Consider the following 25,087-nt stretch of genomic DNA (forward strand, 5'->3'; position numbering starts at 1 on the left):
TAGATTGTCGCAGAATACAGGCGGGTTTTAACGGCTACGGTATGTAAGGGTGGCGGCACAAATAGTCGCAAAGCAGGATTTGGGCAGGTTCGTGCTAAGTTGGGAAGCTATAAAAAAAACCGGCCTGCTAAGGCCGGTTCTGTCTGCTTTAATCCACGCGTCCTTTGGACTGGATCAGTTCAATCTTGTAGCCGTCCGGATCTTCCACAAACGCAATCACGGTGGTGCCGTGTTTCATGGGACCAGCTTCGCGTACGACCTTGCCGCCGCGAGCCTTGATGTCCTCACAGGCTTTGTAAGCATCAGGCACTTCCAGCGCGATGTGGCCGTAGGCATCACCCAAATCATAAGAGGGGGTGTCCCAGTTGTGGGTCAGCTCCAATGCGGCGGCTTCGGATTCGTCCTGATAACCCACAAAGGCCAGAGTGAAGCGGCCGTCCGGGTAATCGGACCGACGCAGCAGTTTCATGCCCAGCACTTCGGTGTAAAAGGCCAGAGAACGGTCCAGATTGCCGACACGCAGCATGGTGTGCAGGATACGCATAAGGTAGAGCTCCTAGAGTTCAACCTGCCTTAAAGCAGGGGCAGGGTGCCTGGATCATATTGTCGTAGCTGATTGCGCGCATTGACAAAATCAGGGTAGAGGGTCTCGACCAAAGCCCAGAACTGGGGGCCGTGATTCATCTCTTGCAGATGCGCGACTTCGTGAGCGACGACGTAATCAATAATGGATGGGTGAAAGTGTATCAGGCGCCAGTTCAGCATAATGGTGCCGTCACTATTGCAGGAACCCCAGCGTTTGGCCGGGGCAGCCAGACGCAGTTTGCGGGCACTTAGACCCGATAGATTCAGATAGTGATTCAGGCGCTGTTCAAACCAGAGTTTGGCCTGCTTCTGCAGCCAGGCCTGGGTCAGTTCCTGTACACGCTGCGGCTCGGCACCGAGAGGCAAGGGCAGGCTTAGACGTTGACCCTGCTCGGCTTGACCGGGCAGACCCTCAAAGTGAGTCTGCTGAATTTGCGGGTTCAGGCTCAGACGGATAGGCACGCCCATGAAGGGCAAGGTATCGCCGTCCACCCACTGCAGGCTTTGCAAGGCAAGCTGCTCGCGGCGTTGCTGATATTCATGCAGCTTGCGCAGTATCCAGGCGCTTTTGGTGTGCAGTACTTGCTCGGCCTGGCTCAGCTTCACCCAGGAGGGGAGAGCGACCGTCAGGCCACTGTCGTTGATGGTCAACCCCAGAGTCCGGCGGCGGGAGCGTTTGAGCTGATACCCAATGGTGTGACCATTCAGCTCAACGTGTTGCCACTGCACGCCCTCCGGCAAGGTCTCGGGCCGGACGGTCAAGGCGCTTTTGGGGGGCAGAGCAGAACCGGCGGGCGGCTTTTCTTGCCGCTGCGCCGGATGGGGAAAGGCCGTGTCAGGAAACAGAGCCAGTTGCGGGGGGACCGTCATAGCGTTCCGGATTCAAGACGCGCATTTCGGTTTCAATCCATGTCTGTACGCGTTGGTTGACTTCTTCAGGGGTCAGCCCGGTGGGATCAATGGGAGGACCAAAGGAGATAGTAACCAAGCCCGGCGTCTTGATAAAGGCATTGCGACGCCAGCATTCGCCCGCATTGTGCGCCACGGGAATAATCGGCGTGCCGGTACGACTAGCTAGTAAAGCACCCCCCATCTTGTAGCGGCCGGTAGAGCCAGGAGCGGTACGAGTACCTTCCGGGAACAGCAAGGGCCAGCGGCCTTCGTCAATGCGTTGCTGCCCAACTTTGATGACCTGCTCAAAGGCATCCCGGCCCTTGGCGCGATCAATAGGAATCATGCGCAGCAAGGCCAGACCCCAACCGAAGAAAGGGACTTTGTGCAGTTCGCGCTTGTACACAAAGCAGACCTGACGCGGCATGTAGGAGGGAAAGAACAGCGTTTCCCAGGCTGACTGGTGCTTGGAAAGGATAATGGCTTTACCATCGGGCAGGTTTTCCCAGCCCTTGGTCTGCCAGCGTATGCCCAGGATCGTGCGCGCACCCCAGACAGCCAGACGCGGCCAGCCGGTGGTGAAGCGATATCGCATATCCAATGGCAGCGGCGCAATCAGCACGCAGATAAAGGCGTAGGGGATAACGGTAATCAACAAAAAGAGTTGATAGAGTGAAGCGCGAATAATGCCCATATCAGTTTCCGTGTAGCCATTTGTCGACAACAGCAGCCAGATCGGCCTCGACGCGTGTGCCGTCGGGCAAACCGCCTTTTTCCAGTGTCCGCATGCCTTTGCCGGTTTGCACCAGCCAAGGCGCACAACCTGCTTCGGCGGCGGCCTGCAGATCGCGCAAGGAATCGCCTACCGAGGGTACGGTTTGCAGATTCACTTCATAGCGATGCCCAATGTCGCGAAACATGCCGGGGGCCGGTTTGCGACAGGTGCAGCCATCATCCGGGCCGTGCGGGCAAATAAAGATGGCGTCGATAAAGCCACCCAGCAAGGCCAGTTCACGACGCATCTTGGCGTGGATGGCGTTCAGCGTGGTCATGGAAAACAAACCACGCGCCAGACCGGACTGGTTGGTGGCAATCACCACCTTCCAGCCGTTTTCGGTCAGACGGGCCAAGGCCTCCAGACTGCCTGGAATGGCCTCCCACTCCTGTGGGCTTTTGATAAAGGCATCGCTGTCATGGTTGATGACACCGTCCCGATCAATAATGGCAAGTTTCACTAGTTAGCCAGCCTGGAAAGATCTGCAACCTGGTTCATCAGTGCATGCAGCTTGGCCAGCAAGGCCAGGCGGTTGGCACGGATGGCAGGATCTTCGGCCATGACCATGACGTCCTGGAAGAAGTTGTCCACGGCACCACGGGCCTGGGCCAAGGTGGCCAGGGAAGCGTCAAATTCACCGGCTTCAAACTGGGCCTGGGCTACGGGTTGCAATTCCTGAATCTTGGCGGCCAGTTCGCGTTCGGCAGGTTCGACCAGCAGCTTGTCGTCCAGCGTTGCCAGTTCGCCTTCGGCTTTCTTGAGCAGATTGCTGACACGCTTGTTGGCAGCAGCCAGGCTCTCGGCTTCAGGACGTTGGGCAAAGGAGGCGCAAGCCTGGATACGGGCGTGAACCTGTTCCAGCGGTGGACGCAGGGCCAGCACAGCATCTACCACGCTGCGCTCGTAATCGTTGCTCAATTGGTTGCGATAGCGCTCGTAGATAAAGGTTTGAACTGCATCTACGGTGTCTTCGGCCAATACGCCATCCTTGAAGAAGGATGCAGTGGTGTTCAGCAGGGTATCCAGACTCAGGCTATTGGCCTTCAACTGGGCACCGGCTTGCAACTGTTCGTAGGCGCTGATCAGGCCCAGAGCGGCACGGCGCAGGGCGTAGGGGTCGCGTTCGCCAGTAGGAGCCAGACCAATGCCCCAGATACCGACCAGAACCTCGGCGCGCTCGGCCAGGAACAGGATGGCTTGGGTCAGGCTGGCTTCTGTGACAGGCTGGTCCAGACGGTGACGGTATTGCTCGCGAATCGCCAGCACGATGTCCTCGGGTTCGCCATCACCTTGGGCGTAGTACGCACCCATCACGCCTTGCAGCTCGGGGAACTCGCCCACCATATTGGAGTTCAAGTCCGCCTTGGCCAGAAGCGCGGCACGACGGGCGTGCTCTTCATTGGCACCCAGTTGCTTGGCAATGTAGCCAGCCACGGATTGCAGGCGCTCGATACGGTCCAACTGCGAACCCAGCTTGTTGTGATACACGCTGCCAGCCAGCGTAGAAACACGCTCGGCCAGGGTTTGCTTGCGATCAGTCTCAAAGAAGAACTGGGCGTCCGCCAAACGGGGGCGAACCACGCGCTCGTTACCTTCGATGATATTGCTGGGATCGTCCACCTTCATATTGCTGACAATCAGGAAGCGATTGGTCAGCTTTTGTGTGGCGGGGTCAAACAGCGGGAAGTATTTTTGATTCAGACGCATGGTCAGAATCAGACATTCGGAAGGCACTTGCAGGAATTGCTCGTCGAACTGGCCCACGTACACGGTGGGGTATTCAACCAGAGCAGTAACTTCGTTCAGCAGCGCTTCCACTTCGGGATCGTCGCCCAAGGTGGAGTTCAGGCGTTTGGCTTCAGCTTCCAGATCGGTGCGAATCTGTTCGCGGCGAACCTCGAAGGAAGGAACCACCCAACCTTGCTCCTGGACTTGTGCGGCCCAGCTATCGGCATCACGGATGTCGAAGGGGGCATCACACATGAAGCGGTGGCCGTGTGTCTGACGACCGGCTTGCAGACCCAGGGCGCTGATCGGCACTATTTCCGAACCCCACAGGGCGATCAGGCCATGCGCAGGGCGCACAAAGCGCACGCTGCTGACGCCGTCAGCCAATTGGTAGCGCATCACTTTAGGGATGGGCAGGTGGGTAATCGACCATTCCAGGGCTTCTTGCAGGCCGTCTTTCAGAGCCGCACCGGTCGCAATACCGCTAGCGTACAGGTAATCCTGCTTGCCATCGGATTCGCGCAGCAGGTCGCTGGCTTTCAAATGCTCCAGACCTTTGGCGGCCAAACGCTTGGCCAGAGCCGGAGCGATCTCGCCGTTGGCATCCAGGCCAATATGGGCGGGCATCAGTTTTTCGGTGTAAGGCTGATCTTCGGCTTGCTGGTAGGCCGCGCTGAACCAGGCCGCCAGGCGGCGTGGCGTCGCGTAAGCGCGCACTTCGCAGTTCGGGGCCAGCAGGGCCTGTTCGCTCAATACTTTTTGCAGACCTTCGCTAAAGGCCTGCCCCAGTTGTTGCAGTGCTTTGGGGGGCAGTTCTTCAGTGAACAGTTCAATCAGCAAAGGCTGTGTGGTGGAGGCGTTCATTACTTGGCCTCCGAGGATGTGTTGCTCAGCATGGGGAAACCTAGGCGTTCGCGGGAGTCGTAGTAGGCCTGTGCGACCGCGCGGGACAGATTGCGGATACGGCCAATATAGGCAGCGCGCTCAGTCACACTGATGGCGCCGCGGGCATCCAGCATATTGAAGGTATGGGCAGCTTTCAGCGTCTGCTCGTAAGCGGGCAGGGCCAGCGGCACTTCAATGATGCGCTTGGCTTCGGCTTCGTAGTCGTTGAAATGCGCAAACAGCATTTCGGTGCTGGCGTGCTCGAAGTTGTAGGTGGATTGCTCCACTTCGTTCTGGTGGAACACGTCGCGGTAGTAAATGCGCTGGCCGTTGTGACCTTCGGTCCAGACCAGATCGTAGACGCTTTCCACGCCTTGCAAGTACATGGCCAGACGTTCCAGACCATAGGTGATTTCGCCCGTGGTCGGCGTGCAATCCAGGCCACCTACTTGCTGGAAGTAGGTGAACTGGGTGACTTCCATACCGTTAAGCCAGACTTCCCAGCCCAGACCCCAGGCACCCAGTGTCGGGTTTTCCCAGTCGTCTTCAACAAAACGGATGTCGTGCGCTTTGGGGTTGATGCCCAAGGCTTCCAGCGAGCCGATATACAAGTCCAGAATGTTTTCAGGTGCGGGCTTGAGCACGACCTGAAACTGGTAATAGTGTTGCAGGCGGTTGGGGTTGTCCCCGTAACGCCCGTCTTTGGGGCGGCGCGAAGGCTGCACATAGGCAGCGCGCCAGGGTTCGGGGCCGATGGCCCGCAAAAAGGTTGCCGTATGAGAGGTTCCGGCACCGACTTCCATATCGTAGGGCTGAAGCAGAGCGCATCCGTGCTTGTCCCAGTATTGCTGGAGCGTAAGTATGATTTGCTGAAAGGTGAGCATGAGCAATGGCCAGTAAAGCGAGAATCTGCAAAATTTTTCTATTTTAGCGTGAACTGCGCCCTTGCAGCAGAAAAGCACCCGCAATGGGCTATTTTGGCCGTCCGGGCCATGGGCAAGGCCGCTGTGTACCGGGCGGTCAAGTTGTTTTTAGACGTATCATATGCGTTTGTCCAAATACTGCTTATTTGCTGACCTGATCTTGAAACAGAATCTCGGGCAGCAGTCTAAAGGAGGCTAGGTCCATGAGTGAACTTGTCACGATTGAACGTATCGGCAAGGTAATGTTGATTACCTTGAACCGTCCTGAGGCACGCAATGCCATCAACCTGGAAACCGCGCAGGCGCTGGCCCAGGCTCTGGATGAGTTCGATGCTGACCCCAGCATTGCCGTGGGCGTGCTGACGGGTGCGAATAATACGTTCTGCGCCGGTATGGATCTGAAAGCCTTTGCCAAGACAGGCCAGCGCCCCTATGTAGGCGACCGCGGCTTTGCCGGTATTTGCGAGCGTCCACCTGCCAAACCTCTGATTGCCGCCGTGGAAGGCTACTGCCTGGCCGGTGGTTTTGAAATTGCCCTGTCCTGCGACCTGATTGTTGCCGCCAATAGCGCCAACTTTGGTTTGCCTGAAGTCAAACGCGGCATTGTCCCCGGATCGGGCGGCATGGTGCGTTTGCCCAGCCGTGTGCCTTATCACATGGCCATGGAAATGGTGCTGACCGGCGGTATGTACCCCGCAGCCCGCATGGCAGAACTGGGTCTGGTCAGTCGTCTGGCCGAGCCCGGCAAAGCGACCGAGCAGGCTCTGGCACTGGCCGAGCAGATCGCCGCCAACGGTCCTTTGGCCGTGCAAACCGCCAAGAGCATTATTTCCCAGTCGCGTGACTGGCGTCAGTCGGATTTGTTTGATCTGCAACGCCCTCGTATCGCTGGCATTTTCACCTCTGCAGACGCCAAGGAAGGCGCGACGGCCTTCGCTGAAAAGCGCGAGCCTGTCTGGCAGGGCAAATAGTTTCCCCTTGTTCATCCCGTTTTTTATATAGACGCCACCATGACCACGATCAAAGAAGACGATCTGATTCAGTCCATCGCTGATGCGGTGCAGTTCATCAGTTACTACCATCCCACCGACTATCTGGTGCATCTGGCTCGCGCCTACGAGCGCGAGCAGAACCCGGCGGCCAAAGATGCCATTGCCCAGATCCTGACCAACTCGCGCATGTGTGCCGAGGGGCACCGCCCCATCTGTCAGGACACCGGGGTGGTCAACGTATTCCTGAAAGTGGGCATGGGTGTGCGCTTTGATACCACGCGCTCCTTGCAGGAGCTCTGTGACGAGGGGGTACGTCGCGGTTATCTGAACCCGGATAACCCGCTGCGGGCCTCCATCCTGAACGACCCCTTGTTCACGCGCAAGAACACGCGCGATAACACGCCCTGTATTGTGAATGTCGAACTGATCGCTGGGGATCAGGTCGACATTCAAGTCGCAGCCAAGGGTGGTGGTTCGGAAAACAAGAGCAAGTTCGTGATGCTCAACCCCAGCGATTCTCTGGTTGATTGGGTACTCAAGACCGTTCCTACGATGGGCGCTGGCTGGTGTCCTCCGGGCATGCTGGGTATTGGTGTGGGCGGCACTGCCGAAAAAGCCATGCTGATGGCCAAAGAAGCCCTGATGGAAGACATCGATATGTACGAGCTGCTGCAACGCGGCCCGCAAAGCAAGCTGGAAGAGCTGCGTATCGAGTTGTACGAGAAGGTCAATGCCCTGGGTATTGGCGCTCAAGGTCTGGGCGGTTTGACGACTGTGCTGGACGTGAAGATCAACACCTTCCCAACCCATGCCGCTTCCAAGCCAGTGGCCATGATCCCCAACTGTGCAGCGACCCGTCACGTGCATTTCTCGCTGGACGGCAATGGCCCAGCCGAGCTGACACCTCCACCGCTGTCGGCCTGGCCTGATATTCACTGGGCACCGGATTACAACAAGTCCCGCCAGGTGAACCTGAATGAATTGACTCCTGAAGAAGTGGCTTCCTGGACGCCAGGTCAGACTTTGCTGCTGTCGGGCAAGATGTTGACTGGCCGTGACGCCGCTCACAAGCGTATTCAGGACATGCTGGAAAAGGGCGAGTCCCTGCCTGTGGACTTCGCCAACCGCGTGATTTACTACGTGGGCCCGGTTGATCCTGTGCGTGATGAAGCCGTTGGCCCAGCAGGCCCAACCACAGCCACTCGCATGGACAAGTTCACCGAGATGATGCTGGCTAAAACCGGCCTGATCTCCATGATCGGCAAGGCCGAGCGTGGTCCAACCGCGATTGAAGCCATCCGTGCTCACAAGTCGGCTTACCTGATGGCCGTGGGTGGTTCTGCATACCTGGTGTCCAAGGCCATTCGCAATGCGAAAGTGGTGGCCTTTGAAGACTTGGGTATGGAAGCCATTTACGAGTTTGATGTCCAGGATATGCCTGTGACGGTGGCTGTAGACTCGCAAGGCGTGTCGGTTCACAACACCGGCCCTGCTGAGTGGCGCAAACGTATTGCAGAGATCTCTTTGGTCGCTGTGTAAGACGTGAAGCGGGAGGCCCAGGCTTCCCGGCTTTGTCGATAAAAACCCGCATGAGTGTTTCTGGACTGCTTGTAAAAGCAGCGTCAGCACAACATTCAATGCGGGTTTTTTTGTGTCTGGTGTCGCCTGTTCAGGACTTGCTCAGCAAGCCGCGCAGCAGCAAATCCAGTGCTGCCAGCCCTTTCACCAGACGGGCATCGCCATCCTCCCCCTGGGCAATCCAGAAGGCGGCTTCGGCCAGACTGCCGTAAATCAGGGAAGCCAGGGCGTGGGGGTCTGCCTGTTCAATACGTCCTTGATCCATTAGCGTCTGAATCAGACCTTCCATGGAGCTCACGCAATACTGATGCGATTCGGGTGAGGCTCCCCCCAATACGGCCTTCGCATCACACAAGACAATGCGCTGCATTTCCGGCTCCAGTGCCATTTCCAGATAGGCATGGCAGCGGCGCACAAACCCTTCCCAGGCATCGTCGGCATTGTTTGAAATAGCCTGCAGACGTTCATCCATTTCCGCATCAATCTGATCGACTACCGCGGCCAGCAAACCTTTTTTGTCACCAAAGTGGTGGTAGAGCGCGCCGCGTGTCAGGCCCGCCTGAGCTGTCAATTCGTCCATGGATGTGTCGGCATAACCACGTTCTGCAAAGAAAGTGCGGGCGGTGGCGAGCAGGGTGGCGCGGGTTTCTTCCATCTCGGCGCGGGTACGGCGTGCCATAGTTTCTCCTTACATACGGATTGAATGTATATTTACATGCATGGCGTATGTATATATTATTTAAACATACGCCTTGTATGTATTGTCGATGCATCACCGTGTCGTGGCAAGCGGGCGTTCACGGAGAATGTAATGGCTCAGCCTTATCGAGAACTTTTTGCCGCGCCTGGCACATGGGGTTTTGCCCTGGCCGGGCTGCTGGCCCGGATTCCGCTGCCCATGATAGGGATAGGAATCATCACCATGCTGTCGCAACTGCGCGGCAGCTATGCCTTGGCGGGGGCGGTGTCCGCCTCTTTTGTATTGAGCTATGCGCTGGTGTCGCCGCAAGTGTCCCGTTGGGTGGACCTGCGTGGGCAAAGCCGTGTCCTGCCGCTGGCAACGGCCATTAGTGTGTTTGGTCTGTTGCTCTTGCTGGGGGCGAGCTGGTGGCACGCGCCTGACTGGACCTTGTTTGCGGGCGCGGTGCTGGCCGGCTTCATGCCCAGCATGTCGGCCATGGTACGTGCACGCTGGACGGCGATTTATCGTGGTCAGAGTCGTTTGCAAACAGCTTATTCGCTGGAAACCGTGCTGGATGAAGTCACCTTTATTGCCGGGCCGCCTTTGTCGGTAGGTTTGGCGGTTCTGGTGTTTCCGCAAGCGGGTGTGCTGGCTGCTGCGCTATTGCTGATTGCGGGTGTGTTGGCTCTGCTGCTCCAGAAGGGGACTGAGCCACCGATTCAAGTGCAGGAGCAGGGCAGTCGCCCTTCGGTCCTGCGTCTGAATAGTGTGCGCCTGTTGGCCTTGTTGATGCTTGCCATGGGTGTAATTGTAGGCACCGTGGATATTGTCAGCGTGGCCTTTGCCAAGCAGATGGGGCAGCCGGGGGCAGCCAGTCTGGTGCTATCGGCTTATGCCCTGGGTTCTTGCGTAGCGGGTCTGGTGTTTGGTGGTTTGAAGCTGAATATTCCTTCGCACCGCCTGTTGCTGTTGGGCGGTTTGGCCACCGCCGCCACGACTCTGCCTTTATGGCTGGTGACCAGCGTGACGCAGTTGGCAGGGGCGGTCTTGCTGGCCGGTCTGTTCTTTGCTCCCACCATGATTGTGGCCATGTCGCTGGTCGAGCGTGTGGTGCCCGAGCAGCAATTAACCGAGGGCATGACCTGGCTGCTGGCTGGTCTGAATATCGGTGTGGCCATGGGTGCCGCCGCTTCGGGACAGATGGTGGATCAGGGCGGAGCCAGTTCCGGCTTTATGGTCGCGCTTTATGCCGCTGCCCTGATCGTCTTGCTTGCCTTGTGCAGCCATCAAAGTTTGCGCAGGCCTGTAACGGCTCGTTCCTGTGCTGTTTAGCCTTCTTTCCTTGAATATTTAGCGATGAACACTTCTTCTCTACCCATGGCCGGGCAGCCCGGCAAACGGCAGTCCTGGTTGGCGGTTAGCGCTGTTGGCTTGGCCACCTTTTCAGTCGTCACCACGGAAATGCTGCCTGTAGGTTTGTTGACCTCCATTGCAGACAGCTTGCAGACCTCGACGGGGACGGCTGGTTTGCTGATTTCCTTGCCTGCCTTATTGGCCGCCTTGTTTGCGCCGTTGGTGGTGCTGGTTTCAGGCGGTGTGGACAGGCGCCGCATCCTGTGTGGCTTGCTGGCCTTGTTGGTGATGGCCAATATTGCGTCTGCCCTGGCTCCCAGCATCGCCTGGATGCTGGGAGCCCGTGTTCTGGTCGGCTTTTGCATGGGAGGGATCTGGGCCATTGCGGGCGGCTTGGCCTCTCGTCTGGTTCCGGCTCAGTCTGTGGGTTTGGCGACTTCGATCATCTTCGGTGGGGTAGCCGCGGCTTCTGTCCTGGGCGTGCCGCTAGGCGCCTTGATGGGCGAGCTGGCTGGATGGCGCTGGGCTTTTGGCGGCATGGCGGTGCTCAGCGCTTTGGTGTTGATCTTCCATCTGGCCGTGATTCCTCCTCTGTCCGTGACACGTTCGACCACATGGCGTCAGTTCACAGAGCAATTTGGCAATCGGCAGTTATGGTTCGGTTTACTGCTGACCTTGATTCTGGTCGCGGGGCATTTCAGCGCATTTACCTTTGTGCGTCCTCTTTTGCTGTCCGTTTCCGGCATAGGATCTGAATGGATAGGAGCCTTGTTGTTTGCTTATGGAGTGGCCGGGATTGCAGGCAATTTCTTGATCGGGATTTCGGCGGCGCAACGTACTGAAGCCAGCTTGATGGCGATTGCGTTGGGTCTAAGCATCACTGCTTTGCTTTTCTTGACAGTGGGGGCTTCACCGCTGGGTGGGGGTGCAATTTTGCTGCTTTGGGGGCTGGCTTATGGCGGGGTGTCGGTCGGGCTGATGAGCTGGATGATGAAGGCCGCTGCCAACGCGCTTGAAGTGGCCACCGCTTTGTACGTTGCTGTCTTCAATATCGGCATAGCGCTTGGCTCCTGGCTGGGCGGGCAGACGGTGGATGCTTATGGTTTAAGCGCGAATTTGGGGCTGGCTGGAGCGGGCTCGTTTGTTGTGTTTTTGCTGCTTTTCGGAACAATTTTGCAGCGAAAAAATTGAGCAGAAAAATCGAGCCCGGGCTGATTTTTCCGGATTAGCCAGGGCGCAAGCGCGGGTTATTGCTTATTGGAGTCTTGAAGGAGCGCTGCGACGATGTCTGTCAGAACTCCTTGAAATATTCTGTACATCGTTATGTTGTACGGTATAGGGATGCTTTCTGGCTGACCTCCCCTTATGGGCACACAACGTCGGTATGGGTGGTCTTAATTAAGGGCCTTGTATGACGCAACTTCAGCGCTCCATAACTATTCCGCAGCTCAACCCCACAATTTGGAACACTCTTGAGCTCGTGCGCTTACGCCAAACTCCCTGGCACAAGAAACAAGCCGTTTTTGAACAATTACAGTCGCTGGGATTAGTCCAAGCCATCCCGCAAACGACGCAAACTCCTTCTCCCTTTCCTGCTCCCCTGATCGCCATGTTGACTGAAGAAGGGCGGCAATTGCTGGAAGCCCGATCCAATCATCAAGAGGCCTTGATCAAGCTTCTGGATGCTTGATCCCTTAGTTTGAGCTGGCTTGGCTGGCTTGTCCCTCGCCGGGCAAGCCCGGCCGCTTGCCCTCTTTGAAAACGCGCCGGGTCCGTGACGCCTGGACTGAAAACTGTATAATGCTGTTTTTATATACAGTGTTTCGATCATGGAGCTATCGCGCAAACTCGAAATTCTGGCCGATGCGGCAAAGTACGATGCCTCTTGCGCCAGCAGTGCCGCGCCCAAACGGGATTCCCGTGGGCGTACGGGCTTGGGTGCCAGTACCGGTGCCGGTATTTGCCATAGTTTTACGCCGGACGGGCGCTGTGTGTCGCTGCTCAAAATACTGCTGACCAATTTTTGCCAGTATGACTGCCTGTATTGCGTGAACCGGCGCTCCAGCAACGTGCCACGCGCGCGTTTCCGGCCTGCGGAAGTGGTGGATCTGACGCTGGATTTTTATCGGCGCAACTATATAGATGGTCTGTTTCTGAGCTCGGGCATCATACGAAGCTCGGACTACACCATGGAGAGCCTGGTCGAGGTGGCGCGCTCCCTGCGCGAAGATCACCATTTTCGTGGCTACATCCACCTTAAAACCATTCCGGATGCCGATCCGCATCTGATCACGCTGGCTGGTCATTATGCAGACCGACTCAGCGTCAATATCGAACTTCCTACAGATGCGGGGCTGCATCGCCTGGCACCCGAGAAAAGTGGCCACACGATCAAGCGGGCGATGGGGGTGATCCGTCTTGCCCAGGAGCAAGCGCAGGAAGAAAAACTTCCCAAGGTACCCGCCGGGCAAAGCACGCAAATGATTGTGGGTGCGGATGCGGCGGATGACCGCAATATCTTGCAAACGGCGCAGAATCTGTACGGTGCCTACAAGCTCAAGCGGGTGTATTACTCTGCGTTCAGTCCTATTCCGGATAGTTCGTCGGCGCTTCCCGCACAGCCGCCACCGCTTCTGCGAGAGCATCGGCTGTATCAGGCCGATTTCTTGCTGCGTAGCTACGGTTTTCGGGCTGAGGAGCTGTTTCAGGACAAGGGCGATTTGCCCTTGGATATTGATCCCAAATTGTCATGGGCCTTGTCCAACCGGGCCGTATTTCCGGTGGATCTGAACCGGGCGCCGGAGCGCCTGATTGCTCGTGTGCCCGGCATTGGTGTCCGTAATGCCAAGCGTTTGGTCGAGTTGCGTCAGATGCGGGCTATCCGGTATCAGGATTTGATCCGTTTACGTTGCTCCATCAAAACATTGCAGCCCTTTGTCGTGGTACAGGATTACCGTCCTGGTCTTGCCGACGCGACGTCCGACAAATTGCGGCGCATGCTGTCGACCAATCCGCAGCAATTGAGCCTCTTATGAGCACGCTCTGTTCGCCGGCCGGGTTTTTTCCTGACGATGGGGGGCGAGCATGGTGAGCTTGCAGGTTGACGGCGGCTATAGCGCCTGGCGTGAGCAAGCCTTGCGCGCTCTGGCGGCAGGCTGGTCACCAGAGCAGCTTTGCTGGACTGAAAAAAGCCAGGAGGCGGGTGCGGCCAGCCAGCAAATGGGCTTGGATTACGAGCTGTCTCCTCCTGTGTCCTCTATGTCCTTGCGGGAGCCGCAGGTCTGTGAGCCGAGCGCCGGGTTTGCCGTTCGCATTTCGAAAGGGCTGAGCGCCTTGCTGCAGGATGCCGCCTTGTGCCGTACGCCGGAGCGCTGGGCCTTGCTCTATCGCGTGTTGTGGCGTTGGCATCATGGTGAGCGCAGTGTGGCGTCTGTGGCTGACGAGGATGGGGCCCGCTTATATGAAATGGCGAAAGCCGTGCGCAAGGAAAAGCACGACATGATGGCGTACGTACGGTTTCGCCATTGCGGGCAGGGCAAGCGGCCGGAGTATTGGGCCTGGTTCGAGCCCGAGCACGAGGTGCTGGAGTGGATTGCCGACTATTTCTCCAAACGTATGGGGAGCACCTCCTGGTGCATCGCGACGCCACAGCGTGTGGCGCTGTGGGATGGTGAAAACTTGCAGCTGCGTGATGCGCCTGACAATGTGGATGAATTACGCACCGGTCCGTCGGACGATCAGGTGGAAGCCTTGTGGTTACGTTATTACCGGAGCATTTTTAATCCTGCACGTCTGAATGAAACGGCCTTGCAGCAGAGCATGCCCGTGCGATTCTGGAAAGGTTTGCCTGAAGCAAGCCTGATTCCCGCCATGGTCAGTGAAGCGCGTAACGGGGCGCGGCGAGTCGGACAGTCTGGTCTTGTTGCTCGGATGGCGGGCAAGTCGGTAGCGGTGACGGCTGATTCTGCCCAGCCCGTCCGTGGTGAATTGTCTGTGCTGGAGCGTTGCCGGCGATGTGGTCTATGGGAAAACGCGACGCAGGCCGTGCCGGGAGAAGGCCCGAAAACAGCCCGCATGATGTTGCTGGGCGAGCAGCCGGGTGACCATGAGGATTTGGCTGGCCGTGTTTTTGTCGGGCCAGCCGGGCAGGTTCTGGATCAGGCCTTGCAGCGTGCAGGACTTGACCGCGACCAGCTGTATGTAAGTAACGCCGTTAAACACTTCAAATGGCAAGGGCGTGGCAGGCAGCGTTTGCATGTCAGTCCGTCCTCGGCTGAAGTGCAGGCATGCGGACATTGGTTGCGGGAAGAGCTGGCGCAGCTTGAGCCTGCCGTCATCGTCACCCTGGGAGCAACTGCCCTGACGGCCTTGCTGGGCCCGCAGGCGCGACTGGCTGATTTCCTGTCCAAACCCTTTTTGTGGGGCCAGACGTGGATTATGGCGACCTGGCATCCTTCCTATGCCTTGCGCGTAGAGAATGCCGCCCGGCAGGAAGAAATAGTCAGTGGCATTGCCCAGGCCTTGCAAATGGGGTGGCAGCTGGCGACTGAAGTTACGGCGGGTGGCGTTTGAAAGCGGACACTAGGGCAGCCGCCGGATCTCCTGGTCTTGCACTGTGCTCAGTAATTCCTTCAAGCTGCCTTGGGTCAGCTCAAGTTCAGGGGCCAGATCGGCCAGCGGAACCAGTACAAAGGCACGCTCGTGCATGCGAGGATGTGGCACGATCAGCCGTTCCGTATTGATCTGTTCTTGTCCGTACAGCAGCAAGTCCAGATCCAGGGTACGGGGTGCATTACGGTACAGGCGCGTGCGGCCGTGCTCTTGTTCGATGTGTTGCAGACGGTCCAGCAAATTTTCGGCAGCCAGAGTGCAGGTGAAGCGGACGACTGTATTGACGTAATCCGGACCACTGGAATCGACGGGAGCCGTGCTGTAGAAATGGGCCAGCGTCAGATCCTGGATGCCAGCAGTAGCGGCCAGTTCAGCCGCTGCTGTTTCCAGTGTCTGTCGTGCTTCGCCCAGATTTGCGCCCATCGCGACATAAACGGTGGTACTGCCTGGAATCACGATTCGCTTCCACCTGCTGCATTACTGCGCTTCGCATTAGAGCGACGGCGACGGGTACGACGCTGACCGCTGCGTGAGCCGGTGGCAGTGGTGCCAGCGGGTTTACGCACGGCAATCATAGTGCTGCGTTCTTCATCGCCTGCATCGGCCAGATCCATCCACCACTGTGCTTGCACGCTATCCACCTCTTTGGCTTCGGCGCGTAGTTGTAAAAAGTCCACAGCAGCGCGGAAACGAGGTTGTTCCGTCATGCGCCAGATGGCGCGGTTGGCGATGCGTTCAAAACGGGGCTGCATGAACCAGATTTCGCGCATATCCGACTGGAAGCGCTTTTGAATGGGCATGATGCGGCTTTGCTTTTCCAGGACCAGGTCTGCAGCTTCCAGCAAGGCTTGCTGGGGATGCATGTCCTGAGCACTGCGTCGTTCCCACTCTTGCTTGACCAGCTTCCAGAGCAGGCAGGCATAGATAAAACTGGGGCTGACCGACTTGCCGGAACGTACACGGCTATCGGTACGGGCCAGAGCCATATCCAGAAATTCAGATCCACCGGGCAGACGTTGAACTGGCTCCACCATAGGCAAGAGCTTGCTGTGCAGACCTAGCGCTTGCAGGCGCTGGATGCAGTCCATGGCGTGGCCGCAGTTCAGCAGCTTGAGTGTTTCGTCAGCCAGACGGGACTCGGGCACGTTCTCGATCAGGCGCGACAAGGAACGAATCGGCGCGTCGGTCGCAGGCTCGATGGTGGCATCCAGCTTGGAGGCAAAGCGCACGGCACGCAGCATGCGGACCGGGTCTTCTCGATAGCGGGTTTCTGCATCACCAATAATGCGTACCTGACGGTCTTTCAGGTCAGCAACACCGTTGTGGTAGTCGATGACGGTTTCGGTCAGGGGATCGTAGTAGAGCGCATTCAGCGTGAAGTCACGACGGGCAGCATCGTCTTCGATGGTGCCGTACTCGTTGTCGCGCAGGATGCGGCCATGTTCGTCGGTTTGCTTGCCGCTGTCGTCGGCCCGGAAAGTCGAGGTTTCGATGATTTCCTGGCCAAACACCACGTGAACCAGGCGGAAGCGGCGGCCAATGATGCGGGCACGACGGAACAGGGGGCGGATTTGCTCGGGCGTGGCGTTGGTCGCCACGTCAAAGTCCTTGGGCTCCAGGCCCACCAGCAAATCGCGCACTGCGCCGCCCACGACATAGGCTTGATAGCCTTCGTGGTTCAGGACCTCGCACACTTTGATGGCATGGCGCGAGACCAGACGTCGGTCTATGCCATGTTCTTCCCGTGTGTAGCGGCGTGGCCCTTTGGGACGCGCGCTTTTGGCTGGTTTGAGCAGCCGGTCGACAAATGTTTTTATTGTTCGCTTGAGCATGCGTCTGATTTTACGATTTGCTGTCCATCATGTCAGCGAACAAATCGATGACGACCCAATTACGCTCGGTAGCCACGGCACGCAGCTTGTCGCTGGGGTTGGTGGCTACGGGGTCCGTCACCACTTCCATCAGGGGCAGATCGTTGGGCGAATCGCTGTAGAACCAGCTACGTTCAAAGTCGGCCAGGGATTTGCCCATGGTTTGCAGCCATTGCTCTACACGGGTGATCTTGCCGGCCTGGAAGCTGGGCACACCGCTGATCTTGCCGGTGTAGCGGCCATCTTTCATTTCTGGGGTGGTGGCGATCAAGTGGTCCACGCCCAGCGCGGCGGCAATGGGGCGGGTCACAAATTCGTTGGTGGCGGTCACAATGGCGACCAGATGGCCTTGTTCCTGGTGCTTGGCCAGCAGTTCGCGGGCAGCCGGGCTGATCGAGGGCAGGATCACGGCCTGCATGAACTCGTCCTGCCAGGCCAGCAGCTCTTCCTGGCTGGCGTTGGTCAAGAGGCCCAACATGAATTCGGCCGATTCCTCGGCCGTCAACAATCCTTGGTTATAGCGATCCATCAGGTCTTCATTCAGACGGATGGCTTCAGCGGGGTCACCGACGCGGCCAGTACGGGCCAGAAAGTCAGCCCACTGGTAATCGCTATCCAAAGGAAGCAGGGTGTGGTCCAGATCAAACAGGGCAATAAAAGAAGAAGCAGTCATGACTCAACTAGAAGATTGGGTCTGGCTATTGGCCAGAAGTTCTTTGAGCAGGGGTAAAGTGATCGGGCGTTTCTTTACCAGTGAATAGTTGTCCAGAGCATCGATCAATGCGCTCAGGCGGTTCATATCGCGATCGTAGTGAGTCAGTATCCAGCTCAGCACTTCCGCTTGCAGTTGCAGGCCACGGGCCGCAGCCCGCTGTTGCATGGCTTCGGCCCGGTGGGCGTCCGACAGGTATTCCAGTCTGAACACCAGGTCCCAGCCCAGTCGTGTGCGCAAGTCCTCGCGTACTGACATGGTTTTGGGAGCCCGGTCGCCGGAGACCAGCAGCGTGAAGGCGTCGGGCCGGGTGGCCGACTCGCGCCAGCGATTGTACAGTGCAAATACGGCAGCCTGTCCGTGCTCGTCAAAACGCTCGATATCGTCGATGGCCAAGAGGCTGGGAGGAGCTTTGTCATCCGTGGCGATGTCAAAGATGGGCTGGGAGGGAGTATCTGAACTAAAATAGCGGCTGTCGTCTTGACTGGCCATCGCCCGCAGCAGATGTGTTCGACCTGCGCCGGGCGGTCCCCACAGGTAAACCGCGCGTCCTGGACTGCACTGACGCAGAGCCTGCAACGCAGCCTGATTCGCTCCGGCAACAAAGTTGTCCAAAGAGGCAGGCGGTGCTGGAGATATATCCAGAATCAGTTGCTCGGTCATGTGTCGTACAATTTCGTCCAACTCGCAATTTTCACATATCCCACGGCTTTTCCCATGAAAAACACTACTTCTGTTTCCTTGACCTACCGCGATGCAGGCGTGGATATCGACGCGGGCGATGCCCTGGTCGATCGTATTAAACCACTGGCTGCCAAAACCATGCGTGCAGGCGTCATGGCTGGAATCGGAGGCTTTGGCGCTTTGTTTGAAGTGCCTACCCACCTTAAAGAGCCCGTTCTGGTGTCCGGCACCGACGGTGTTGGTACCAAACTACGCCTGGCATTTGACTGGCAGCGCCACGACACTGTGGGTATAGACCTGGTGGCCATGAGTGTCAACGACATTCTAGTCCAGGGCGCAGAACCCTTGTACTTTCTGGATTACTTTGCCTGCGGCAAGTTGTCGGTCGACACCGCTGCTCAAGTGGTTGGCGGCATTGCCAAGGGCTGTGAGCTTTCCGCTTGCGCCCTGATCGGTGGTGAAACGGCAGAGATGCCCGGCATGTACCCCGAAGGCGAATACGACCTGGCCGGTTTTGCGGTGGGTGCGGTGGAAAAATCGCGCATTATCGACGGCAAGTCCATTGTTCCCAGTGACGTGGTTCTGGGCCTGGCTTCCAGCGGCGCTCACTCCAACGGCTACTCCCTGATTCGCAAGATTCTGAAGCACGCCAACGCCAAGCCTACCGACGAGCTGGATGGCCGTCCTTTGGCTGACGTGGTCATGGAACCCACCCGCATTTACGTGAAATCCGTGCTGGCTGCCTTGGCTGCCCACGGTGCGGACATCAAGGGCCTGGCTCACATCACCGGCGGCGGTTTGCTGGAAAACGTGCCACGCATTCTGCAAAAGCACCTGACTGCCCGCCTGAAGCGTGATTCCTGGACCATGCCTGCCTTGTTCCAGTGGTTGCAAACCAACGGTAACGTGGCTGACGAAGAAATGTACCGCGTGTTCAACTGCGGTATCGGCATGATCATTATTGTTCCTGCAGACAAGGCTGAAGCCATCAGCGCAACCTTGTCCGAGCAAGGCGAAACCGTCTACCAACTGGGCGAAATCGTTGAGCGTCAGGAAGGTCAGGCACAGACCGAAGTGGTTTAAAAACCCCGGATCTTTCCGTCAGTAAAAAAGCCAGCTCATTGAGCTGGCTTTTTTTATTCCTGTGACCTGCTTTGAATTGCCCTGTATTACCGCATCGAATCTGATGTATTTGATTTTCAAATAAATATTATATGGATTTGATTATGTCGTTTTTCGAGCTAATCCGAATTTAAGTATTACTCGTACATTCCATAATGTTCCCCGAGCAGCAAGGCTCCTACAGTAGCGACAAGAACGTAGAAATTTTAGCTGAAATGTTAGAAGCAATTTCTGAGGGGAAGAAAATGGAGCATGTCGATTTATCCTTGAAAGACCCGCATCCTGCCTTGCACAACGAGGATCTGGCGCCTTTACCGCGACAAAAGCGCTTGTGGGGCTGGTTCGAGATTTTCAACGTGTGGTCTAACGATATTCAAAGTCTGTTTGGCTATACCTTGGCCGCCACTTTGTTTATTTCTTATGGCCTGAATGGTTGGGCCGTGTTTGCCGGCATTTTGCTGGCCGGTTTTATTGTGATGGGGCTGGTGAACCTGAGTGGTAAACCCAGTGTGCTGTATGGCGTTCCCTATCCCGTGATTGCCCGTATCAGCATGGGTGTGAAGGGCGCCAAGTTTCCTGCCCTGGTGCGCGGGATTGTGGCCATCTTCTGGTACGGCGTGCAGACCTACTTTGCCTCCACGGCTCTGGCTCTGTTGTTCAATGCCTTGCTGGGACACCCCGGCGGTGCCTTGTTCCTGGGCCTGGATTGGGTGGGTTGGCTGTCTTATGTCGTGGTCTGCATTCTGCAGTTGGGCATTTTCCTGATGGGCATGAAGTGGATTACGCGCTTCCTGAACTGGGCAGGCCCTTTGGTGTATTTGGTGATGTTCGCCTTGCTGGCCGTGATTTGGTACAAGGCGGGCAGTGGTCTGCTCGATAAAGTGGGTGAGATCTTTGCCGGTAAAGGTTCTTACGAAGGAGGCCCCTTGATGGCTTTTGGCGCAGTTGTAGGCACCATGGTGGCGTACTTTGCCGCCGTCGTGATCAACTACGGCGACTTCTCGCGCTTTGTGAAAGATGAGCGCAGCATGCGTATCGGTAACTTCATGGGCTTGCCTGTCAGCTTGGCCGTGTTCTCTTTCCTGGCCTTGTTCATTACCGCAGGTACGGCTGTGCTGTTTGGTGAAACCCTGACCAACCCCACTGATATTGTTGATCGTGTCGATAGCCTGGCGTTGACGGTGATCGCGGCCTTGACCTTCTTTGCCGCAACCGTGGGGATCAATCTGGTGGCTAACTTCATTCCACCGGCATTTGACTTGGCTAACCTGAAGCCCGAGCTGATCTCTGCCAAGATGGGCGGCATTTTGACCGCCGTGATTGCCTTCTTTATTGGTGCCTTGTGGCTGCCTTTGATCAGTGCCATCGGGATTACCGGCTTTGTGGACACCTTGGGCGCCTTGCTGGCCCCCTTGTACGGCATCATGATTGTGGACTTCTACCTGATCCGTAAACAGCGTGTAGTTGTGGCAGATTTGTTCAGCTTGAAAGAAAGCGGTACTTACTACTTCCAGAACGGCTGGAACAAACGTGCGATGGCGGCTTTCTTCCTGGCTGCGGTGTTCTCGGTGGCGACCGTGTGGGTGCCCGCACTGGCGAAGTTGGCGGGTTATGGCTGGCTGATCGGCGCCTTGTTGGGCGGCGTATTCCAATACGTGGCCATGCGCAGCAAAGTCTTGCCAAAGCTGAGCAGCGCTTCGGTGTAAAAACCGTCGTTCGGTTCAAAAATGGTTTCTTTGAGCGGCCCCTTGGCAGTCGGATACGATCCGGCCGTCAAGGGGCCGTTTCCACAAGCGAGTCTTCTACGTGTGTATCAAGCTGGCCAGATCTGGCGTGCCGCTTTCACAATCTGCTCGGCGGCTTGCGGGTTCTGGCAGTTGAATTGCAGGCGCTCGGGTTCGGAGCGCAGCCAGGTCAATTGACGCTTGGCCAACTGACGAGTCGCGGCAATAGCTTGTTCGATAGCCAAGTCCAGGCTGACTTCGCCGTCCAGATACGACCACAGTTGCCGATAACCAACACAGCGAATAGAGGGCAGGCCGGGATGCAAATCAGGGCGCTGGTACAGCTTCTCCACTTCCTGCAGCAGCCCTTGCCCGATCATGTCGTGATAGCGAGCCGCAATACGCTTATGCAGCCAGGATCTGTCCTCCGGCTCCAGGCTCATGGTGATGTATTGATGGCTCTCTTCTTGCGGCTGGGCTTTGTCCTTGAGCCAATCGCTCATGGTCTTGCCGCTGATATGGAAAATCTCCAGTGCACGTTGGATGCGTTGGCTATCACGGGGTGCCAGGCGGGCCGCGGTCACAGGGTCAATGCGAGTCAGCTCTTCATGCATGCCCGGCCAGCCGATCTCCTGAGCCCGTTCATCCAGTTGCTGGCGAATGGCAGGGTCGGCCTGCGGCAAGTCGTTCAAGCCTTCACGCAAGGCTTTGTAATACAGCATGGTGCCGCCGCACAGCACGGGGTAATGCCCGCGTGCCTGAATCTCCTGAATCAGTCGGGTGGCGTCGGTGGCGAACTCCGCTGCCGAATAGCTTTCTACCGGGTCGCGAATATCCAGCAAGTGGTGGGGGATAGCGGCCTGTTCCTCGGCGCTGGGCTTGGCGGTGCCAATGTCCATGTCACGGTAAATCGTGGCCGAGTCCATCACAATCACTTCAATCGGCCAATGTTGGGCCAAGGTGTGCGTGGTCGCGCTTTTGCCGCTGGCGGTTGGTCCAGCCAGGCACAGAATGGGTAAATCGTTCATTGTCCACGCATAAAAAGTTTGTCCAGCTCGCTGAGCTTCCATTGGAACCAGGTGGGGCGGCCGTGATTGCACAGGTCGGCCCGGTCAGTCTGTTCCATCTTGCGAAGCAGAGCGTTCATCTCGGGGATGCTCAGGCGGCGGTTGGCGCGCACGGCACCGTGGCAGGCCATGGTGGAGAGCAGTTCATTGCGTTGTTCGTCCAGATGGCGTGATGAGCCTACCTGGGCCAGATCGCGCAGCACGGCACGGGCCAGGGATTCGATATCGCCTTGAGCCAGGAGGGCAGGGACGGCACGCACGGCCATTGTGGTGGGGCCTGCCGGGTTCAGGCTCAGGCCCAGGTCGGCCAGGGTTTCCTGATGTTCATCCAGCAGGGCGATATCGCTTTCCGAGCAGCTAAAGACTACGGGGACCAGCAAGTCCTGGCGAGGCAGCTCACGACCATCCAGCGCCTGTTTTAATTGCTCATAGACCACACGTTCGTGAGCGGCGTGCATGTCCACCAGAATCATGCCCTGGCGGGTTTCCGACAGAATGTAGATACCGTGCAATTGGCCCAGTGCCATGCCCAGGGGAAATTCGTCGGTCGCGCTATCCGTGTCGCTTTGATAGCTGGTGACGGGGGTGTTGCTAGAAACAGGCTCAATCGGCCGATACATGCTTTTCCAGTCTGCACCACCACCGGAGGGCTCACGCATGCTGAAGCTGGATTGCCAGCCTTGTCGAGCCGGGTGGCTATAAGGCATGGCAGGTTCACTGCTGGTGTACGGATTGTTGGCAGAGCCCGGAGTCTGCGAAGGATAGGGGGACCCAGGCATTAGTGGCTGAGCAGCACCTTCAGGCAAAGGCATGGCGGCAACAGGCGTCTCCCCGGCCATACTGCCTTGCGCCAAGGTTTGTCCCACGGATTGCAGCACAAAGCGGTACACGGCACCGCTGTCACGGAAGCGAACCTCGTGCTTGGCGGGGTGTACGTTCACATCCAGCGTGGATGGGGCAATGTCCAGAAACAGGGCATAGGCAGGCTGGCGATCCCCATGCAGCACATCGGCATAGGCACTGCGTATGGCGTGCGACACGGTGCGGTCACGCACAAACCGGCCATTCACAAACAGGAATTGCTTGTCTCCACTGGGGCGAGCGTGAGCGGGGTGAATCACCAGGCCTCGCAAGCTGATCAGACCTTGCTCCTGGGCGACGGGTAGGCTTTGCTCAATAAATTCTTTGCCCAAAATATCCAGCAGACGTTGTTCCAGCGTGCCGCTGCGCCAATGGCGTTGGGGCTTGTCGTTATGGAACAGACGAAAAGCGATCTGCGGCTGTGCCAGAGCAATGCGCTCCAGCGCAGTAACGCAATGACCGTACTCCGTGCCTTCAGTGCGCAGGAATTTGCGACGGGCGGGGATTTCATCAAAGAGCTGGCGTACATCAACATGCGTGCCGATCTGTCCGGAAGCAGGTTGCGGTTCGCCTTGGCCCAGCGAATATTCCCAGGCGTGGGAATCGTCTTGCGTGCGCGAGTTGATCGTCAAACGGGCGACGGAGGCAATCGAGGGCAGAGCCTCTCCCCGAAAGCCCATGGAGGCTACAGATTCCAGCTCTTCCAGCGAGCGAATCTTGCTGGTGGCATGTTGCAGCAGCGCCAGGGGCAATTCTTCCTGCGTGATGCCGTGGCCATCGTCGCTGACAGAGATACGGCGTATGCCGCCGCCGTCCAGACGAATCTCGATGGCACTGGCTCCGGCATCAATCGCGTTTTCCAGCAATTCCTTCAGGACAGAGGCCGGGCGCTCGATAACTTCTCCGGCTGCAATTTGGCTTACAAGCAGGTCTGGGAGTGGGATAATACGGCGTCTTGATGACATAGGGCGACTGGCCTTGTGTGTATTCAGGGTTGAACGCAGCAAGTTCAACGGGTTTCAAACGGTAGCGGCTTATTTTAACCGCTTGCTCTATGGTGTCGGTCTGGCCAGTACCGGACTGGCGGGTTTGTTATTTTGGTGTGGAACTATGCCCGATTTACTCAGCATGATCCTTCATATTGACCAATACCTGGGTGTGTGGGTCGAGCAGTATGGAGCCTGGATTTACCTTGTTCTGTTCTTGATTATATTTGGCGAGACCGGGCTTGTGGTTTTGCCATTCCTGCCAGGTGATTCCTTGCTGTTTATTGCCGGAGCCTTCGGGGCGTCGGGCATGCTGGACCCGGTGATGCTGGGTGGCTTGCTGATCGTGGCAGCCGTGCTGGGCAATACCGTGAACTATCACGTAGGGCGGTATATAGGCCCGAAAGTCTTTACCCAGGAATCCCGATTCCTGGATCGCCGTGCTTTGGTCAAAACCCATGCGTTCTATGAGAAGCATGGCGGCAAGACCATCGTCATTTCCCGCTTCCTGCCCTTGTTCCGTACCTTCGCTCCTTTTGTGGCCGGTGTGGGCCATATGAATGCCATGCGCTTTCAGATGTACAACATTACCGGTGCGGTACTGTGGATTTGCAGCTTGATTACCCTGGGCTACTTCTTTGGTAACGTGCCTTTCATCAAGGCGCATTTGAATACCATCGTGCTGATTGGTATTGCGGCTGCTGCGGTGCCTGTTGTAGCTGGGGCCTTGTGGAAGATCTTCAAACGCAAAAGCAAGGGTGATGCGGCTTTGTAGGCTTTGAGGCTGCATCGCTTGGCTGTTAAAGGCCAGGAAGAGGACGCTAGAAGGCGTCCTTTTTTTCGAGTATCTGTTAGGTGAAGTGCTTGTTAGTGGGAGTAAAGGCTGCCGCAAAGTCTGGGTTCAGGTGTTTAAGGTAATCCATTGGTGCTCTTCGCATTCCTGGAGTCGCCGCCCCTGCTTGAGCACACTACAAAGAATGCCTCAGTTTTCTTGAGGGGGAGCAGCTAGTCTGCAGGCGGGATTCTGGCCCGTGCTGCGCACGGGTTCCCTTGTCTC

At 57.3% G+C, this 25,087-nt stretch carries 24 protein-coding genes; 11 read left to right on the forward strand and 13 right to left on the reverse strand.

Translation table 11 applies throughout. The features are described 5' to 3' along the window. Positions 1 to 148: 148 nt before the first annotated feature. From gloA to glyQ, 6 genes are read right to left on the reverse strand one after another with little or no spacing between them, the layout of a single operon-like run. Positions 149 to 544, reverse strand: a complete 396-nt coding sequence (gloA, locus tag JYG33_RS17670) for a lactoylglutathione lyase (protein WP_207873438.1) — start codon at positions 542 to 544, stop codon at positions 149 to 151. 29 nt (positions 545 to 573) lie between these two features. After that, a complete protein-coding gene (locus JYG33_RS17675) occupies positions 574 to 1,455 on the reverse strand; it encodes a SprT family zinc-dependent metalloprotease (protein ID WP_207873439.1) in 882 nt (293 codons plus the stop codon). Then, the gene (locus tag JYG33_RS17680; protein ID WP_207873440.1) at positions 1,421 to 2,170 is read right to left on the reverse strand and encodes a lysophospholipid acyltransferase family protein; all 750 of its coding nucleotides are present in this window, start codon (positions 2,168 to 2,170) and stop codon (positions 1,421 to 1,423) included. Before JYG33_RS17680 ends, JYG33_RS17675 begins: the two co-directional genes overlap by 35 nt. Position 2,171: 1 nt before the next feature. Further along, positions 2,172 to 2,711: a D-glycero-beta-D-manno-heptose 1,7-bisphosphate 7-phosphatase gene (gmhB, locus tag JYG33_RS17685; protein ID WP_207873441.1), complete on the reverse strand. Its 540-nt coding sequence runs from the start codon at positions 2,709 to 2,711 to the stop codon at positions 2,172 to 2,174. After that, positions 2,711 to 4,843, reverse strand: coding sequence for a glycine--tRNA ligase subunit beta (gene glyS / locus JYG33_RS17690; RefSeq protein WP_207873442.1), 2,133 nt, complete (start codon positions 4,841 to 4,843; stop codon positions 2,711 to 2,713). The genes gmhB and glyS overlap by 1 nt, the downstream gene beginning before the upstream one ends. Continuing rightward, entirely contained in the window at positions 4,843 to 5,748 is a 906-nt protein-coding gene (gene glyQ, locus JYG33_RS17695) for a glycine--tRNA ligase subunit alpha (RefSeq protein WP_207873443.1), read from the reverse strand. The genes glyS and glyQ overlap by 1 nt, the downstream gene beginning before the upstream one ends. Here glyQ and JYG33_RS17700 point away from each other — a divergent pair. From JYG33_RS17700 to JYG33_RS17710, 3 genes are read left to right on the forward strand one after another with little or no spacing between them, the layout of a single operon-like run. Further along, a complete protein-coding gene (locus JYG33_RS17700) occupies positions 5,695 to 5,940 on the forward strand; it encodes a hypothetical protein (protein WP_207875949.1) in 246 nt (81 codons plus the stop codon). The genes glyQ and JYG33_RS17700 overlap by 54 nt on opposite strands. A 50-nt stretch (positions 5,941 to 5,990) precedes the next feature. Beyond that, positions 5,991 to 6,758: a crotonase/enoyl-CoA hydratase family protein gene (locus JYG33_RS17705; protein WP_207873444.1), complete on the forward strand. Its 768-nt coding sequence runs from the start codon at positions 5,991 to 5,993 to the stop codon at positions 6,756 to 6,758. Positions 6,759 to 6,797: 39 nt separating this feature from the next. Beyond that, entirely contained in the window at positions 6,798 to 8,318 is a 1,521-nt protein-coding gene (locus tag JYG33_RS17710; protein ID WP_207873445.1) for a fumarate hydratase, read from the forward strand. A gap of 130 nt (positions 8,319 to 8,448) precedes the next feature. On the opposite strand, the gene JYG33_RS17715 is transcribed toward JYG33_RS17710, so the two are convergent. Next, positions 8,449 to 9,036, reverse strand: coding sequence for a TetR/AcrR family transcriptional regulator (locus tag JYG33_RS17715; protein ID WP_207873446.1), 588 nt, complete (start codon positions 9,034 to 9,036; stop codon positions 8,449 to 8,451). A gap of 132 nt (positions 9,037 to 9,168) precedes the next feature. Between JYG33_RS17715 and JYG33_RS17720 the strand changes: the two genes are divergently transcribed. The 5 genes from JYG33_RS17720 to JYG33_RS17740 all read left to right on the forward strand — a co-directional run bounded on the left by JYG33_RS17720 (position 9,169) and on the right by JYG33_RS17740 (position 14,964). Beyond that, complete coding sequence (locus JYG33_RS17720) at positions 9,169 to 10,371, forward strand: MFS transporter (protein WP_207873447.1); 1,203 nt, start codon at positions 9,169 to 9,171, stop codon at positions 10,369 to 10,371. A gap of 24 nt (positions 10,372 to 10,395) precedes the next feature. After that, the gene (locus JYG33_RS17725) at positions 10,396 to 11,583 is read left to right on the forward strand and encodes an MFS transporter (RefSeq protein ID WP_243430221.1); all 1,188 of its coding nucleotides are present in this window, start codon (positions 10,396 to 10,398) and stop codon (positions 11,581 to 11,583) included. Positions 11,584 to 11,872: 289 nt separating this feature from the next. Further along, on the forward strand, positions 11,873 to 12,082 hold the full coding sequence (locus JYG33_RS17730; RefSeq protein ID WP_009461274.1) for a hypothetical protein: 210 nt from the start codon (positions 11,873 to 11,875) through the stop codon (positions 12,080 to 12,082). Between the two features lie 139 nt (positions 12,083 to 12,221). After that, a complete protein-coding gene (locus JYG33_RS17735) occupies positions 12,222 to 13,427 on the forward strand; it encodes a putative DNA modification/repair radical SAM protein (protein WP_207873448.1) in 1,206 nt (401 codons plus the stop codon). 49 nt (positions 13,428 to 13,476) lie between these two features. After that, positions 13,477 to 14,964: a UdgX family uracil-DNA binding protein gene (locus JYG33_RS17740; RefSeq protein WP_207873449.1), complete on the forward strand. Its 1,488-nt coding sequence runs from the start codon at positions 13,477 to 13,479 to the stop codon at positions 14,962 to 14,964. A gap of 9 nt (positions 14,965 to 14,973) precedes the next feature. Here the strand turns inward: JYG33_RS17740 and folK are convergent, their stop codons facing one another. Genes folK through hda form a run of 4 tightly spaced genes read right to left on the reverse strand, consistent with a single transcriptional unit; the run spans position 14,974 to position 18,249 of the window. Further along, entirely contained in the window at positions 14,974 to 15,426 is a 453-nt protein-coding gene (gene folK / locus JYG33_RS17745; RefSeq protein ID WP_207875934.1) for a 2-amino-4-hydroxy-6-hydroxymethyldihydropteridine diphosphokinase, read from the reverse strand. A 29-nt stretch (positions 15,427 to 15,455) separates the two neighbouring features. Next, positions 15,456 to 16,835, reverse strand: a complete 1,380-nt coding sequence (gene pcnB / locus JYG33_RS17750; RefSeq protein ID WP_207873450.1) for a polynucleotide adenylyltransferase PcnB — start codon at positions 16,833 to 16,835, stop codon at positions 15,456 to 15,458. 10 nt (positions 16,836 to 16,845) lie between these two features. Continuing rightward, the gene (locus JYG33_RS17755; protein ID WP_207873451.1) at positions 16,846 to 17,547 is read right to left on the reverse strand and encodes an HAD family hydrolase; all 702 of its coding nucleotides are present in this window, start codon (positions 17,545 to 17,547) and stop codon (positions 16,846 to 16,848) included. Between the two features lie 3 nt (positions 17,548 to 17,550). Further along, on the reverse strand, positions 17,551 to 18,249 hold the full coding sequence (hda, locus tag JYG33_RS17760) for a DnaA regulatory inactivator Hda (protein WP_022983475.1): 699 nt from the start codon (positions 18,247 to 18,249) through the stop codon (positions 17,551 to 17,553). Between the two features lie 54 nt (positions 18,250 to 18,303). Between hda and purM the strand changes: the two genes are divergently transcribed. Together purM and JYG33_RS17775 are read left to right on the forward strand one after the other, a co-directional pair. Continuing rightward, the gene (gene purM, locus JYG33_RS17765; RefSeq protein ID WP_207873452.1) at positions 18,304 to 19,353 is read left to right on the forward strand and encodes a phosphoribosylformylglycinamidine cyclo-ligase; all 1,050 of its coding nucleotides are present in this window, start codon (positions 18,304 to 18,306) and stop codon (positions 19,351 to 19,353) included. Between the two features lie 284 nt (positions 19,354 to 19,637). Next, positions 19,638 to 21,098, forward strand: a complete 1,461-nt coding sequence (locus JYG33_RS17775) for an NCS1 family nucleobase:cation symporter-1 (RefSeq protein WP_207873454.1) — start codon at positions 19,638 to 19,640, stop codon at positions 21,096 to 21,098. Positions 21,099 to 21,205: 107 nt separating this feature from the next. Here the strand turns inward: JYG33_RS17775 and miaA are convergent, their stop codons facing one another. Further along, entirely contained in the window at positions 21,206 to 22,144 is a 939-nt protein-coding gene (gene miaA, locus JYG33_RS17780; protein WP_207873455.1) for a tRNA (adenosine(37)-N6)-dimethylallyltransferase MiaA, read from the reverse strand. Next, a complete protein-coding gene (gene mutL, locus JYG33_RS17785) occupies positions 22,141 to 24,009 on the reverse strand; it encodes a DNA mismatch repair endonuclease MutL (protein WP_207873456.1) in 1,869 nt (622 codons plus the stop codon). The genes miaA and mutL overlap by 4 nt, the downstream gene beginning before the upstream one ends. 145 nt (positions 24,010 to 24,154) lie before the next feature. Between mutL and JYG33_RS17790 the strand changes: the two genes are divergently transcribed. Beyond that, positions 24,155 to 24,805 (forward strand): VTT domain-containing protein, encoded by a 651-nt coding sequence (locus JYG33_RS17790; RefSeq protein ID WP_042483676.1) that lies wholly within the window; start codon positions 24,155 to 24,157, stop codon positions 24,803 to 24,805. Positions 24,806 to 25,087 lie beyond the last annotated feature (282 nt).

Origin of the sequence: Alcaligenes sp. SORT26 (genome assembly GCF_017377875.1) — a bacterium.
Taxonomy (GTDB): Bacteria; Pseudomonadota; Gammaproteobacteria; order Burkholderiales; family Burkholderiaceae_B; genus Alcaligenes; species Alcaligenes parafaecalis.